Source organism: Microbacterium sp. 22215 (assembly GCF_052045655.1).
GTDB classification, from domain to species: Bacteria; Actinomycetota; Actinomycetes; order Actinomycetales; family Microbacteriaceae; genus Microbacterium; species Microbacterium phyllosphaerae.
In genome coordinates this window covers 256,913-271,834 of the sequence record NZ_JBQEPC010000001.1, presented here as the reverse complement: position 1 = coordinate 271,834, position 14,922 = coordinate 256,913, and the positions used below count along the sequence as shown (strand labels likewise).

At 69.3% G+C, this 14,922-nt stretch carries 10 protein-coding genes and 1 tRNA gene; 2 read left to right on the top strand and 9 right to left on the bottom strand.

Going from position 1 to position 14,922, the window contains the following annotated elements; all coding sequences use genetic code 11:
• Positions 1 to 19 precede the first annotated feature (19 nt).
• The 3 genes from nusG to ACTJKH_RS01385 all read right to left on the bottom strand — a co-directional run bounded on the left by nusG (position 20) and on the right by ACTJKH_RS01385 (position 1,486).
• Positions 20 to 1,060 carry a transcription termination/antitermination protein NusG gene (gene nusG / locus ACTJKH_RS01395; RefSeq protein ID WP_440735471.1) on the bottom strand — a complete coding sequence of 347 codons (1,041 nt, stop codon included), beginning with the start codon at positions 1,058 to 1,060 and terminating at the stop codon, positions 20 to 22.
• Between the two features lie 41 nt (positions 1,061 to 1,101).
• Positions 1,102 to 1,374 carry a preprotein translocase subunit SecE gene (secE, locus tag ACTJKH_RS01390; RefSeq protein WP_056312767.1) on the bottom strand — a complete coding sequence of 91 codons (273 nt, stop codon included), beginning with the start codon at positions 1,372 to 1,374 and terminating at the stop codon, positions 1,102 to 1,104.
• A gap of 39 nt (positions 1,375 to 1,413) precedes the next feature.
• Positions 1,414 to 1,486 (bottom strand) — tRNA-Trp (locus ACTJKH_RS01385).
• A 192-nt stretch (positions 1,487 to 1,678) separates the two neighbouring features.
• Here ACTJKH_RS01385 and ACTJKH_RS01380 point away from each other — a divergent pair.
• Positions 1,679 to 3,502 (top strand): HSP90 family protein, encoded by a 1,824-nt coding sequence (locus ACTJKH_RS01380; protein WP_440735470.1) that lies wholly within the window; start codon positions 1,679 to 1,681, stop codon positions 3,500 to 3,502.
• A 27-nt stretch (positions 3,503 to 3,529) separates the two neighbouring features.
• Positions 3,530 to 6,328 (top strand): hypothetical protein, encoded by a 2,799-nt coding sequence (locus ACTJKH_RS01375; protein ID WP_440735469.1) that lies wholly within the window; start codon positions 3,530 to 3,532, stop codon positions 6,326 to 6,328.
• A 17-nt stretch (positions 6,329 to 6,345) separates the two neighbouring features.
• Here ACTJKH_RS01375 and poxB read toward each other — a convergent pair whose 3' ends face one another.
• From poxB to ACTJKH_RS01345, 6 genes are all read right to left on the bottom strand, one after another.
• Complete coding sequence (gene poxB, locus ACTJKH_RS01370; RefSeq protein ID WP_440735468.1) at positions 6,346 to 8,070, bottom strand: ubiquinone-dependent pyruvate dehydrogenase; 1,725 nt, start codon at positions 8,068 to 8,070, stop codon at positions 6,346 to 6,348.
• A 97-nt stretch (positions 8,071 to 8,167) separates the two neighbouring features.
• Positions 8,168 to 9,532 carry an NAD-dependent succinate-semialdehyde dehydrogenase gene (locus tag ACTJKH_RS01365; RefSeq protein ID WP_440735467.1) on the bottom strand — a complete coding sequence of 455 codons (1,365 nt, stop codon included), beginning with the start codon at positions 9,530 to 9,532 and terminating at the stop codon, positions 8,168 to 8,170.
• 25 nt (positions 9,533 to 9,557) lie between these two features.
• Complete coding sequence (locus tag ACTJKH_RS01360; RefSeq protein ID WP_440735466.1) at positions 9,558 to 11,024, bottom strand: NAD-dependent succinate-semialdehyde dehydrogenase; 1,467 nt, start codon at positions 11,022 to 11,024, stop codon at positions 9,558 to 9,560.
• A gap of 32 nt (positions 11,025 to 11,056) precedes the next feature.
• Positions 11,057 to 12,601: an APC family permease gene (locus ACTJKH_RS01355; RefSeq protein ID WP_440735465.1), complete on the bottom strand. Its 1,545-nt coding sequence runs from the start codon at positions 12,599 to 12,601 to the stop codon at positions 11,057 to 11,059.
• Positions 12,601 to 13,485 (bottom strand): universal stress protein, encoded by an 885-nt coding sequence (locus ACTJKH_RS01350; protein ID WP_440735464.1) that lies wholly within the window; start codon positions 13,483 to 13,485, stop codon positions 12,601 to 12,603. The genes ACTJKH_RS01355 and ACTJKH_RS01350 overlap by 1 nt, the downstream gene beginning before the upstream one ends.
• Positions 13,485 to 14,867, bottom strand: coding sequence for a flavin monoamine oxidase family protein (locus ACTJKH_RS01345; RefSeq protein WP_440735463.1), 1,383 nt, complete (start codon positions 14,865 to 14,867; stop codon positions 13,485 to 13,487). The genes ACTJKH_RS01350 and ACTJKH_RS01345 overlap by 1 nt, the downstream gene beginning before the upstream one ends.
• Positions 14,868 to 14,922 lie beyond the last annotated feature (55 nt).

Sequence of the window (14,922 nt, the reverse complement as noted above, 5' to 3'; positions counted from 1 at the left end):
GTTCTCGTGAAAGCGTGTGTCAGATCATCTTGGTGACCTGGTCGAACGACAGCTCGACCGGGGTCTCACGCTCGAAGAGCGAGACGAGGACCGTGAGCTTGCCGCTCTCGGGCTTGATCTCGCTGATCGAACCGGGAAGACCCGCGAACGAGCCCTCCTTGATCGTGATGGTCTCGCCGACCTCGAAGTCGACCTCGGCGGGAAGCGGACGAGCGACGGCGACGCCGCCCTTCGACGCGATGTTCTTGGCGGTCGGGACGTCCTTGACCTCGACGAGGGACTTCAGCATGTTGAAGGCCTCTTCGAAGCGCAGCGGCGTCGGGTTGTGAGCGTTGCCCACGAAGCCGGTGACGCCAGGCGTGTGACGGACGACCGACCAGGTGTCTTCCGTGAGCTCCATGCGCACGAGCACGTAGCCCGGGATGCGCACGCGGGTGACCATCTTGCGCTGGCCGTTCTTGATCTCGACGACGTCCTCCATCGGGACCTCGATCTGGTAGATCTCATCCTCGACCTCGAGCGTCGACTTGCGCTGCTCGATGTTCGCCTTGACCTTGCGCTCGAAGCCCGCGTACGAGTGGATGACGTACCACTTGCCGGGGAGCATCCGCAGGTCGAGGCGGAACGCCTCGTACGGGTCTTCCTCGGCGTCGTCGTCGGACTCGTCCTCGTCGGACTCGGCGTCTTCGTCGCCGTTCACGTCGGGACCGTCGTACGGGGTGACCTCGTCGGCCTCTGCGGCCTCGAGTTCGGCGGTCTCCTCCGCCACAGAATCGTTGAGGACCTCAGCGGCAGCCTCAGACTCAGCCGCTTCGTCCAGGTTGAGAGCGTCGTTCACGATCGCGTCGGCCTCCGGGTCGTCGATCTCGATGTCGGTGTCGTCCTGCGTGTCGGCGTCTTCCTCGCCGTCGACGTCCTCGATGTGGAGGGCGACGTGCTCAGCCGAAGTGACCGAGTTCTCCTCCGCAGCGAGGACGTTGCCCTCCTGGGCCTCGTCCTCTTCGCTGGACTGCTCGGCAGCCGTCGCCCAGTCGGCGTCGTCGGAATATCGTTCAGACACGTTGTTTCTTTCCAATCACTGCGGCCGGGGCCGCGAGGGCGTCAGGCGCCCGGAACCCCGAAGACGATGTGCGTCACCCAGGCGAACAAGGTGTCCAGTCCGTAGACGATGCCCATGACGATCAGAACGAAGACGAGCACCACTGCGGTGAACTTGACCAGTTCCTTGCGGGTCGGCGTGACGACCTTGCGCAGCTCTGCGATGACCTGACGGAAGAACAGGGCGATGCTCCCGAAGAAGCCTGCGATGCCACGCTTCTTCTCGCGGGTGGCTCCTGACGCGACGACCTCGCCGCGCGGTTCGTCCTGATCCATCCTGAATGTACCTTTCGTGTGTCAGCGTGCGCTGACGCGCAGGGCGGACAGGAATCGAACCTGCAACCTGCGGTTTTGGAGACCGCTGCTCTGCCAATTGAGCTACCGCCCTAGAGACCGGGAGGTCTCGGGGTGTCATCTTCATCCTGCCACCGCATCCGGACCGGAAGGACCGGGGCACGGCGAAAGAATGCAGACAACAACTGCTCGTCAAGCATACGGCATCCACCGGCCGGTGCCGAACCGGGCCCGGCCCGGGCGTTGTTGTTAGGCTCGGCGGGCGGATGCAATCGGAGGGAGCGCAGTGAGCGCTGACGTGCAGCAGTTCCAGGTGGACCTGCGCGGGGTCGTCGACCTTCTGAGTCGCCACATCTACTCGAGCCCTCGGGTCTACCTGCGGGAGCTGCTGCAGAACGCCAGGGACGCGATCACGGCCCGACGCGAGGTCGACGGAGAGGGCGGACGCATCCGCATCACCCCGCTGACCGAATCCTCGGGCGAGTTCGTCCTGCGCGACGACGGCGTGGGTCTGACCGCCGACGAGGTGGCCGACCTGCTCGCCACCGTCGGGCGCAGCTCGAAGCGGGACATCTTCGACCTGCCCCGCAGCGATTATCTCGGCCAGTTCGGCATCGGACTGCTCAGCTGCTTCATGGTCGCCGACACGATCGTGATCCGCTCCCGCAGCGCACGCGGCGGCTCGGCCGTCGAGTGGACGGGCAGCGCCGACGGCACGTTCCGCGTGGTCGAGATCGACGACGACCTGCCGATCGGCACGAGCGTGCACCTGGTGCCGCGGTTCGACGCCGACGATCTGCTGCGCCCCGCGGCCGTGCGGGAACTCGCGACGACGTTCGCCGAGTTCCTCCCCGTGCGGGTCACGCTCGACGCCCCGAACGGCGACGTCGAGGTGACCCGGCGCGCACCCTTCCTCGACGCGGCGGAGAACATCGACGACGCGGTGCAGTACGGACGCGACCTCCTCGGCGCCTCCCCCCTCGATGCGATCGAGCTCTCGGAGCCGGCCACCGGCACCCGCGGACTCGCGTACGTGCTCCCGTACGCTCCCCCGCCCGGCGCGCGGCAGGCGACGCGCATGTACCTCGGCCGGATGCTGCTCGGCGAGCGCGTCGACGACGTGCTTCCGGAGTGGGCATTCTTCGTGCGCGCCGTCGTCGATTCGACCGGCCTCGCCCCGACCGCGAGCCGTGAATCGCTCGTCGACGACGCGGCGCTCGAGCGCGTGCGCGAGCAGTTCGGCGCCGGCATCCGTCGCTGGGTCCTCGAGCTGGGCCTGCGCGAGCCGCACCGGCTCGCCCAGTTCGTCGCGATCCACGAGGTCGGCCTCAAGTCGCTCGTGCGACACGACGAAGAGCTCGCGCGGTTCATCACCCGATGGCTGACCCTCGAGACCACGCACGGCACCCTGCGCATCGGCGACCTCGTCGAGCGGTACCCGCACGTGCGCTTCGCCCCGTCGGTCGACGAGTTCCGCCAGGTCGCCGGCATCTCACCGAGCTCGGAAGTACTGGTCAACGGCGGTTATCTGTACGACGCCGACCTCGTGCGGATGCTGCCCGACCTCTACCCGCACGTCACGGTCGAACTCGTCGACGTCACCGGCGAGCTCGACCGCCTCGACCCTCCTCCCCTCGATGACCGCGATGCGGCGGTGGCACTCGAGGCTCGCGCAGGCGCGGTGCTCACGGCGTCCGGATGCTCGGTCACGGTGCGCTCGATCGACCAGCCCCAGCTCGCCGCCCTCTATGTCGCCGACCCCGAAGTGCTCCGCCGCATCGACCGGGGCCGCACCAAGGGCATCACCGGTTCACTGTGGGGCGGGGTGCTCGACCGCATCGACTCGACGCTCTCGGCATCCCGCGACGACGACCTGAGCGCACGGCTCTGCCTGAACTGGTCGAACCGGGTCGTGCGCGCCCTCGTCCGGGTGCAGGACGACGCGGTGTTCGCCCGCACGGTGCAGCTGCTCTACATCCAGGCGCTGCTCGCGGGGCACCACCCGCTCTCCGATGCGGACCGCACCCTGATGACCACGGCACTCACCGATCTCGTCTCGCTCTCGGCCGGCATCGAAGAGGACTCGGTCCCCTTCGACGACGCGCTCTGACCCCCCCTCCGTTCGAAGGAACCCCGCATGGCACGTCCGCAGAAGCGCTTCACCCAGCTCATCGAGGAGATCGACCGCACCCCGTGGGGCCCGGCGGAACAGGCACTGGTCGCCGAGGCCGTCGCCCTCGCCGTCGAGCTGGGAGACGAGCAGCTCGAGTACGAGGCACGGATGCGCCAGACGGCGTCGGCGAACATGAACGGCGCGACCGACGTCATGCTGAACTCGTTCGCGTGGTGCCTCGCCCGGCACGACGCCGACCCGCAGCGCTTCCCCGCCGACCTCGAGTACGGCGGCGCCGACCTGATGTGGCAGTTCAAGTGGATGGCCTCGTCGCTGCGCTCGTCGCCCGCCTTCTCGCTCGATCAGATCGCCGCGGTGCTCGACGACATGGAGGAGCACTACCGCGCGGCGGGGCTCGGCATCAGCGGCGTGCTCACGGCGCGATTCGAGGATGCCTGGGACGCCGGTCGCATCGATGAGGCCGAGGCTCTGCGCGTGCAGCTGGAGGCCACTCCCCGCGACGACCACAGCCACTGCGACGCCTGCGGCCGCAGCCAGGTCGCGGGCTTCTTCGCCGAGACCGACCGAGATGCCGAGGCCATCCGGCTCGTCGAGGAGATGCTCGAGGGCGGATTCTCGTGCGGAGAGGAGCCCGAGCACGCACTCTCCCGCGTGCTCGTGCCGTACCTCCGAGCCGGGCGCCCTGATGACGCGAAGAGCGCGCACCTGCGCAGCTATCGCCTCGCGAAGGACAACCCCGATAACCTGCGCATCGTCGCGAACAACATCGTGTTCTCGGCACTGACCGGCAACGAGGCCCGCGCTCTCGCGCAGATCGAGCGCCACATCGGGTGGCTCGCGCACGACGGACTCAACGTCGACGCGCACTTCGCCGCCCTCGCCGCGTTCGCCTTCGCGCTCGACCGCGTGACGGCGGCCGGCCATGCCCACACGCCCGTGCGCGGCGCCGACTCTCCCACGCTCACCGTGTTCTTCGGAGACCATGACGGCCCCTGGGGTGCCGCCGACCTGGCCGCGGCCGCCTGGGCGTCCGCCGAGCGCATCGGAGCCGAGTTCGACCACCGCGACGGCACAGACGGCCACGCCCGTGCACTCGTGCGCCTGCGGGCTCTCGCCGACGAGAGCTACGACGTGCCCATCCGATCGGATGCCTTCCTCTCGTCCCCCGACAGCACGACGCCCGCTGACGCGGACGCGTGGTTCGACCGGGTCATGGACCTCGCACAGTTCGGAGCGGAGCACGAGACGCTGCAGGCGCTCCCCCACGCCCTGGCGGTGGAGGATCCGTCGAAGCTCGCGCAGCTCATGTCGATGCGCCTCGGCATCCTGATCGCCCTCGACCGCGCCGACGAGGCCGCAGAGCTCCTCCCCGCACGGATCGACGCGCTCCGCGCCGCGGGGCTCGACGTGCAGGCAGACCTCGAGCAGCGGCTGGGACTCGCGACGTTCGGGCTCGACACCCCGGAGGCCGCGGCAGCCCTCGAAGACGAGCTGGCGACCGCAGCATCCCTTCTCGCGTGGTCGCGAGGCGACCTCGCGATCAGCCGCGCCTCGCTGCACATGCACGCGGAAGAACCCGGTGCGGCGCTCGACATGGCCGAGATCGCCGCTCGGGCGTTCGCGGAAGCGGGAGACGTGCGGCTGTCGAACACCACCACGCTCGTCGCGATCGCCGCGGTGCTGCAGAAGGGCGACATCGAGGCCGCCTCCGCCCTGCTGGATCGCTTCCTCGACCAGGACGACCTCAGCATCGGACACCGAGCACAGGCGTTGCAGACCCGAGCACGGGTGCGCGGCGGCAGTGAGGCGTTCGTGGAGGGTGCGGCGGATGCCGACGAGGCCACGCGCCTGCTCGCCGGCCTCGGCGCGACCACGGCACTGGCGGCGGCGCATCTGCTCGCCGGCGCGCTCTGGGAGGACGCCGGCGACCCCGAGAAGGCCGTGACCCGGTATCGCGTCACCTCTCGGCTCGTCGCCCAGGAGGGCGGCGATCAGGCGGGAGCCGACTTCCGCCTCGCCAGGGCGATGCTGGCGGCGGGTGACGCCGAGGTCGCGGCCGAGCTCTTCGGGCAGGTGCTCGAGAGCGAGGAGCAGGCCGAGGTCCACGCCGCGTCGCGCGCGATGACGGCATCTCTCCTCGCTCGCGCGCTGGCCGCATCCGGCGAGTTCGGGCAGGCCGTCGGCGCCTTCGGATACGCGGCGGAGCTGTTCGGCGAGGCCGAGGAGCACGCAGACCAGGCCGTGGCTCTGACCGAGCGTGCGAAGATCCTCGCCCGCTTCGACGAGAACGATGAGGCGATCGAGACGCTGGAGGCGGCATCCGAGATCGTGCGCAAGGCGCCGGACGCCGTCGGCGCTCTCGCCGACGTGCTGCACAACCTGGGCCAGGCCTACGGGGCACGGCAGGACGATCGGGCCTTCGCCCTCTTCGACGAGGTCGCAGCGCTCGCCCAGGAGCATGAGGCCGGCTGGCTGCTCGCCGACGTCACCGACTCGCGCGGCCGTGCGCTCGCCCAGTTCGGACGCACGGAGGAGGCGGTGGCGGCCGCGCTGACCGCCGCCGACGGGTTCGCCGCGATCGGGGATGCCGGTTCGGCCGGGGGCTCCGAGCTGTTCGCGGCCCGTCTGCTCGCCGGCGACGACCGAGCCGCGGATGCCGTGCCGATCTACCGCAGCGCGCTCGAGCACGCCGCCGAGGTCCCCCCTCTTCGGCAGGTGTCAGCCCTCGAGCTGGGCACCGTGCTCGAGTCGCTGGGCCGACACGTCGAGGCCGCCGAGGTGCGCGCGCTGCTCGACGCCTGACCGTCAGCGCGCGCGACTCAGAGGAGCTGACGCCAGTTGGCCCGCGCGAGGTCGAGCAGTTCGTCGCCCTTGCCCGACATGACCGTGCGGATCGCGTACAGCGCGAATCCCTTGACCTGCGCGGCCTCGATCGCCGGCGGCATCGACAGCTCCTGACGCTCGGTGACGACGTCGAGCAGCGCCGGGCCGTCGTGGGCGAGCACCTCGCGCACGGCATCCGGCAGGTCTTCGCTGTTCTCGACCCGACGGGCGAAGATGCCCATGGCCTCCGCGATCGCCGCGAAGCTCGGGTTGTCGAGCGAGGTGCCGTAGTTCACGAAACCAGCGGCCTTCATCTCGAGCTCGACGAAGTTCAGCGACGAGTTGTTCACGACGATCGTCTTCACCGGCAGCCTGTTCTGCGTGAGGGTCAGCAGCTCCCCCAGCATCATCGCGAGCCCGCCGTCTCCGGCGAGGGCGATCACCTGGCGGTCGGGGTGCGAGACCTGCGCGCCGATGCCGTGCAGCAGCGCGTTGGCCATCGACCCGTGCGTGAACGAGCCGATCAGTCGCCGGTTCTCGGTCATCGACAGGTACCGGGCAGCCCACACGGTGGGCGAGCCGACATCGGCGGTGAAGACCGCGTCATCCGCCGCCTGCTCGTTCAGCAGTCGGGCGAGGTACTGCGGGTGGATCGGACGGCCGGCCTTCGTCGGCGTCGCGAGGTCGTCGAGCTTCGCCCTGGTCTTGCGATAGTGCGCCGTCGAGTCGTCGAGGTGGTCGCGGTCGGCCTTCGCCGCGAGCCGAGGCAGCAGAGCCGCGGCGGTCGCCCCCACGTCGCCCACCAGACCGAGATCGAGCGGATGCCGTTTGCCCAGCTGCGACCCGCGGATGTCGACCTGGATGGTCGTGGCGTGATCCGGATAGAACTGCTCGTAGGGGAAGTCGCTGCCGAGCACCAGCAGGGTGTCGGCCGCCTCCATCGCCCGATAGCCGGAGGCGAAGCCGAGAAGCCCGGTCATGCCGACGTCGAAGGGGTTGTCGTACTCGATGAACTCCTTGCCGCGGAGGGCATGCACGATCGGGGCGCCGAGGCGATCGGCCAGCGCGATGACCTCGTCATGCGAGCCCTCGACACCCGCACCCGCGAGGATCGTCGTCTTCGTCGAGGCGTTCAGCAGGGTCGCCGCCCGCTCGAGCTCGTCGCCGCTCGGCACGATCACTGGATGCGTGCGCTCGATCACCACGGCACGGTCATCCGCGATCTCGGCGAGGGCGACGTCACCGGGGATCACCAGCACCGCGACTCCGCGCTGCTCGATGGCCGCACGCATCGCGATCTCGAGCAGGCGCGGCATCTGCTGGGGGTCGGCGACGTACTCGACGTACACGCTGCACTCGCGGAACAGCTCCTGCGGGTGCGTCTCCTGGAAGTACCCGGTGCCGATCTCGGTGGTCGGGATGTGGGCCGCGATCGCGAGCACGGGCACGCGCGAGCGGTTGGCGTCGTACAGGCCGTTGATCAGGTGCAGGTTGCCCGGGCCGCAGGATCCTGCCACCACAGCCAGGTCGCCGGTGAGCGCCGCATCCGCCGCCGCCGCGAACGCCGCCGACTCCTCGTGCCGCACGTGCACCCACCGGATGCTCCCGTCCTTGCGGAGCGCATCGGTGAATCCGTTGAGGGAGTCGCCGGGGAGGCCGTAGACACGGTCGATCCCGTTGGCGCGGAGGGTCTTGACGATGTTCGCTGCGACGGTTGCCATGCTTCCAACCTACGCCCGGGTGCCTGTGCGGGCTCCGGTCCGGAGACGACGAAGGGACGGATGCCGAAGCATCCGCCCCTCCTGTCGCGCGCGTCGCTCAGCCGATGCGAATGAGCTTCTTGTTGACGAACTCGTCGGCCGCGAGGTGGCCGAGCTCACGCGAGGTGCCGCTGCGCTTGATGCCGCCGAACGGCAGCTCGGGGCTGTCGGCGAGCACGAGGTTGACGTAGACCATGCCCGCCTCGATGTTGTCGGCCACGCGCTCGGCCTGCTCGGCGTCGGTCGTGAAGACGTACGAGCCGAGGCCGAAGGTGGTGTCGTTCGCGAGGGCGACCGCGGCGTCCTCGTCGGCGACCCGGTAGACGACGGCCGCGGGGCCGAACAGCTCCTCGCGGTAGACGTTCATCTCGGGCGTCACATCGGCCAGCACGGTCGGAGCGAAGAACGCGCCGTCGCGCGTGCCGCCGGTGAGAAGGGTGGCACCCTGCTCGACGGCCTGGTCGATCTGCTTCTGCAGGTTCTCGGCCGCCGTCTCGGACGAGACCGGGCCGAGCACGGTGTCGTCCAGCATCGGGTCGGTCGCCGTCACCGAGGCCATCGCGGCGGTGAACTTCTCGACGAACGAGTCGTAGAGGCCGTCGACGATGATGAAGCGCTTGGCCCCGTTGCACGCCTGACCGTTGTTGTCGAGACGTGCGTCGACGCCGGCCTGCACCGTGGCGTCGAGGTCGTCGGTCGACAGCACGATGAACGGGTCGGATCCGCCGAGCTCCAGCGCGACCTTCTTGAGGTTGCGCCCTGCGATCTCGGCGACCGCCGCACCGGCACGCTCGGACCCCGTGAGCGAGACGCCCTGCACGCGCGGGTCGGCGATCATGTCGGCGATCTGGTCGTTCGTCGCGAGGATGTTCTGGTACGCGCCCTTCGGGAATCCGGCGTCGCGGTAGATCGCCTCGATGGCGGTCGACGACTCCGGGCACTGCGGGGCGGGCTTGAGCAGGATCGTGTTTCCCACGATCAGGTTCGGCGCTGCGAAACGCACGATCTGATACGCCGGGAAGTTCCACGGCATGATGCCGACGAGCGGTCCGAGCGACGAGCGACGGACGATCGCCGAGCCCTCTCCGAGGATGGCGATCGGCTGGTCGGCCATGATCGCCTCGGCCTGGTCGGCGTAGTACTCGGCGATGTCGGCGGCGAAGTCGACCTCTCCGAGCGCGGCCTCGCGGGGCTTGCCCATCTCGCGCACGAAAACGTCGGCGAGCTCCTCGCGGCGTTCGCGGTGCAGCTCGGCCGCACGACGCAGCAGCGCTGCGCGCTCCGCCACGGTCGACGAGCGGGACCACTCGCGGTGCGCCTCGTCGGCGGCCGCGACGGCCTCCTCGATCTGCGCATCCGTGAACGTGTCGAAGGACGCCAGCGTCTCTCCGGTGGCGGGGTTGATGACGGCGTAATCGGTCATGTTCTCTCCTCCTCTGGCCGACCGGTCAGGAGACCGGGATCAGCGTGTACTTGGTGGACAGGTACTCGTGGATGCCCTCGAGGCCGCCCTCACGACCGACGCCGGACTGCTTGACGCCGCCGAAGGGGGCTGCCGCGTTCGACACCACGCCCACGTTGAGACCCATCATGCCGGTCTCGAGCTTGTCGATCATCCGCTGACCGCGCTGCAGGTTCTCGGTGAACACGTACGAGACCAGCCCGTACTCGGTGTCGTTCGCGAGACGCACGGCGTCGTCCTCGGTGTCGAAGGTCGCGATCGCGAGCACCGGTCCGAAGATCTCCTCGCGGAGGATCGCGGAGCCGGCGACGACGTCGGTGAGCACGGTCGGCTCGTAGAACGTGCCGGTGCCCTCGAGCGCCTTGCCGCCGGCGAGCAGCGTCGCACCACGGCCGACGGCGTCGTCGACGAGCTCGCCCGCCTTGGCGACGGCATCCGCGTCGATGAGCGGTCCGATGGCGACTCCCTCTTCGGTGCCGCGGCCGATCTTCATGGCGTTGACCCGCTCGGTGACCTTGCGGGCGAACTCCTCGGCGACGTCCTTGTGGACGATGAAGCGGTTCGCCGCGGTGCAGGCCTGACCGATGTTGCGGAACTTCGCGGCCAGCGCGCCGTCCACGGCCTTGTCGAGGTCGGCATCGTCGAACACGACGAACGGGGCGTTGCCGCCGAGTTCCATCGACACTCGCAGCACGCCCTCGGCGGCCTGCGCGATGAGCTTGCGGCCGACCTCGGTCGAGCCGGTGAACGACAGCTTGCGCAGGCGAGGGTCGGCGATGATCGGGGCCGACAGCGCCGAGGACTTCGACGTCTGCACGACGTTGACGACACCGGCGGGCAGGCCCGCCTTCTCGAGCAGCGACGTGAAGAAGATCGTCGTCAGCGGTGTGAGTGCCGGGGGCTTGATGACCACCGTGCAGCCGGCGGCCAGCGCGGGGGCGATCTTGCGCGTCGCCATCGCGAACGGGAAGTTCCACGGCGTCACGAAGAACGACGGACCCACCGGGCGCTGCGAGACGACCATGTGGCCGGTGCCCTCGGGGTTGATGCCGTAGCGGCCGCTGATGCGCACCGCCTCCTCGCTGAACCACCGGAGGAACTCGCCGCCGTAGGCGACCTCCCCGCGTGCCTCGGCGAGAGGCTTGCCCATCTCGAGCGTCATCAGCAGCGCCAGGTCCTCCTTGTGCTCCTGCACGAGGTCGAACGCGCGGCGCAGGATCTCGCTGCGGGTGCGCGGAGCGGTGGCCGCCCACGCGTCCTGCGCGGCGACGGCTGCGTCGAGAGCACGGATGCCGTCACCGGGCGTCGCGTCCGCGATCGTGCGGATGACCGCACCGGTCGCCGGGTCCTGCACGTCGAACGTGCCACCGGTCTCGCCGTCGATCCACTCGCCACCGATGAAAAGGCCGGTGGGGATGCTGTCGAGCAGCGCCTGCTCTGTCTGAGTGCTCATGGATTCTCTTTCTGTGGGGACGTGGGTGGGGATCAGCGGCGGCGGGCGCTCGGCGGCGCGTTGACGCCGAGGGTCTCGCCGCGGAAGAAGGCGGGGCGCTTGATCGCCTGCCAGATCATGATCACGATGCCGATCACGATGATGCCGACGCCGAGGACGAACACGAGGCCGAGGCCGCCGATGCTCGAGCCGCTGCCGTAGGCCGGGTCCATCGAGTCGATGAGCGTGGTCACGAACAGCACCGCGAGGATCGCGCCGCCGACGAGCGGGAACAGGAACGTGAAGAAGAAGCTCCTGGCCGAGTCGAACCACTGCTTGCGGAAGTACCAGACGCACGCGAACGCGGTGAGCCCGTAGTAGAAGCAGATCATCATGCCGAGCGACAGGATCGTGTCGGTGAGCACGTTCTCGCTCAGCAGGCGCATCACGGCGTAGAAGACGGAGGCGACCACCGCCGACACGATCGTCGAGTACCCGGGCGTGAAGAACCGGGGGCTGACGCGGGCGAACTTCTTGGGCAGGGCGCCATAGTGCCCCATCGCCAGCAGCGTGCGTGCGGGGCCCACAGCCGTCGACTGCAGCGAGGCCGCGGAGCTCGAGAGCACCGCGAGCGAGACCAGGAACGCGAGCGGGCCCAGGATCGGGTCGGACAGCGCGAAGAACACGTTCGCCGAGATGTCCTCGTTGGCGAGACCGTAGTCGCCCGTGCCGACGCCTGCGAACATGATCAGGCCGATCGCGAGCAGCAGGTAGAGCGCCACGACGACCACGACCGTGACCATCGCCGCGCGACCGGGGGTCTTGGCCGGGTCCTTGGTCTCCTCGTTCATGGTGAGGACGACGTCCCAGCCCCAGAAGATGAAGATCGACAGCGAGAGGCCGGCCGCGAAGGCGCTGAACGACGGGACCTCGAACGGGTTGAACCACGACCACGAGAACGCGGTGGGCTCGGGGGCGTCGCCCGAGACGGCCTTGACGATCGCGACCGTCGCGAAGATGACGAGCACGAGCACCTGGAAGCCGACCAGGATGTACTGGAACTTCTGCGTGGTCTGCATGTCGCGGTACGACACCAGCGTCGCGCCGAGCATGAAGAGCAGACAGACGACCACGTTGATGATCGGGTTGAACGCCAGATCGGCGATCGCGGGGTTGCCGCTGACCTGGGCGATCAGCAGGAACAGGAACTCGACGGCGATGCCGGCGAGGTTCGACAGCACGATGACCGTGGCGGCGATGAGCCCCCAGCCGGTCATCCAGCCGATCCAGGGTCCGAACGCTCGCACGCCCCAGGTGAACGAGGTGCCGGAATCGGGCATCATGCGGTTGAGCTCGCGGTATCCGAACGCGGTGAGGAGCATCGGGATGAAGCCGACGAGCATGATCGCGGGCACCTGGGTGCCGACGACCGCGACCGTCGGTCCGAGGGATGCCGTGAGCGTGTACGCGGGGGCGATCGTGGAGACGCCGATGACGACGGCACCGAGCACGCCGACGGCGCCGGCGCTCAGACCCTTCTGGGAGATGCCGGTCGTCACACCGGATTCGGGCTCCGTCGCCCGGTTCGAGCTGCTCATCAGCGGACTCCTGCTTCGGCGCGGGTGCGCGGGACGACGATCATGGGTACGGGCAGTTCGTGCAGCATCTTCGCTGCGGTGGAGCCCAGGAACAGGCGGCGGGGCTGCGCCAGACGGCTGGAGCCGACGAGCACGACCTCTCCGGGAAGCCACGAGAGGTTCGCGACCGCGTCCTCGACCGTGTCGCCGGGTGCTTCCTCGAGCTCGGCGGTGAGCTCGTCAGGGAGCAGACCCTTCGCGGCGGCGAGCACATCGTTCCCGTGCTCGTTGCCGACCACGCGGATCGCGCCGGTGTCGAGTCCCGGAGGCACGTCGAACGGCACGAGCGAGACAAGACGCAGGCCGACCCGCGACTCGGTCGCGATCGCCGCAGCCTCGTCGAGCAGGTTGTCGGCGCCGGGGCGGGTGCCGATCGCGACCGTCAGCCGCGGGAGCACGTGATCGTCCTGCGCGGCCGTGCCCGACGGCGCGAGCGCGACGGGGATCGTTGACGAGTGCAGCAGCTCGGAGGCGACGCTGCCGAGACGGTGGCGGCCGAAGATGCTGCCGTTGGCCGTGCCGACGACGATCAGGCGCGCGTTGAACTCCTCGCCGGCCGCGATGAGCCCCTCGGCGAACGACTCCGCGAAGCGCACGTGTCCCGTGCGCGTCAGCTCCTGCGGCAGCCGGACGACCGCATCCTCGAGCCACTCCTTCGCCTGGCGGCGGATGTGGTCCTCGTAGGCGCGCTCCGGCGGCACGGCCGCGCTGCGGGTTCCCTCGAAGGGCAGCACGATCACCAGATGCAGGACCGCGCCCAGGCTGCGGGCGAGTCGGGCTCCGAGCGCCGCGGCATCCGCTCCCGCATCCGTCGCCGTGTAGCCGACGACGACCGCACCGGTCATCAGCCGGCCTCGACCGTGTCGCCCGCTGCGCGGCTCGACTCGACGATGTTCGACGCGACGAGGTGCCCCATGCGGATCGCGCCGTCGACGTGTTGGTAGCCGGCGCCGGCGAGGTCGCTGCATGCGAAGTGGATCGGTCCGACGGCCGAGCGCAGGTCTGCACCGTAGCGGTGCAGGCCGCCCATGTCGAAGCTCGCGGCGTACGCACCGCGGGTCCATTCCTCGGTGCCCCAGTCGCTCTCGTAGTAGACGACCGGGTTCTTGGCCTCGGGGCCGTAGTAGTGCGACAGCGACTCGAGGATCCGCTCCTTGCGCTCCTCGGCCGTGAGCGCGAAGAGGTCATCGGCGTTCTGGTCGCTCACGAAGCCGACCAGCGTGCCGCGCTCGTCGCCGTGGTTCGTGTTGTCGTACGCCTCGTGCGACAGCTCGTACGGGCTGAACGCGGTGCCGCTGAGTCCCTGCTCGCGCCAGAACGGGCGGTCGTAGACGGCGTGCACCTTGATGACGAAGCCCATCGAGATGTGCTGGTGCATCTGGTGCTGGCGACGCGGCAGCGGCGGCACGAAGGCGATGCGGCTGTAGAGCACCGGAGCGTGCGCGAGGATCGCGAAGCGCGCGCGCACCGTGAGCTCGTCGGTCGTGGCGGTCACGCCGTCGGCGCTCCACTCGAGCGAGCGCACCGGCTGGTTCAGGTAGACGTCGTCGCCGAGGCGCTCGGCGAGCAGCACCGGCACCTTCTGCAGGCCGCCGACGACGCGCTTGTCGAGGATGAAGTCGGCGTCGACGAGATTCGAGTAGGAACCTGCGGATGCCGCCATCAGCAGCGACTGCAGCAGCGAGAACGAGTGCGTGGGCTTGGTGAGCATCGCGGATCCGGTGGCGAAGGCCAGGTTGCGCACGGCCTCGTCGTCGTCGGTCTGAGCCCGCAGCCAGGCGTCCCACGTGACGGAGTCCCATTCGGTGGCCTTCGCGTGCGCCCAGGGGCGATCCGGGTCGATCTCGGCGACCATGGCGTCGAGGCGCTCGGTGATCTCGGCGATGACCGCCTCGGTCTCAGCCGACACCGGGAACATCTCGCCCGTGAACCGGTGCGTCTGACCGTCGGGGCCGACGTACACGCTGTCGCCCTCGCGGTAGCGGCTGTAGGTCTCGAGCCCCAGCTCCTCGATCGTGTCCTTCAGCGCATCCTGATCGGGCGAGACCCACTGGCCGCCGAGCTCGAGCATCGCGCCGTCGATGACGTCGGTCCACAGACGCCCACCGACGCGGTCGCGGGCCTCCAGCACGGCGACCGACAGGCCGGCCTTGCGCAGGTCGTTCGCCGCCGTGAGCCCTGCGGCTCCCGCACCGACGATCAGCACGTCACGAGTGATCTCAGCCATCTGCTTCTCCTTCGTTGGAAAGTGGGTAGTGCCGGTCGCGATCCGAAATCCCCCG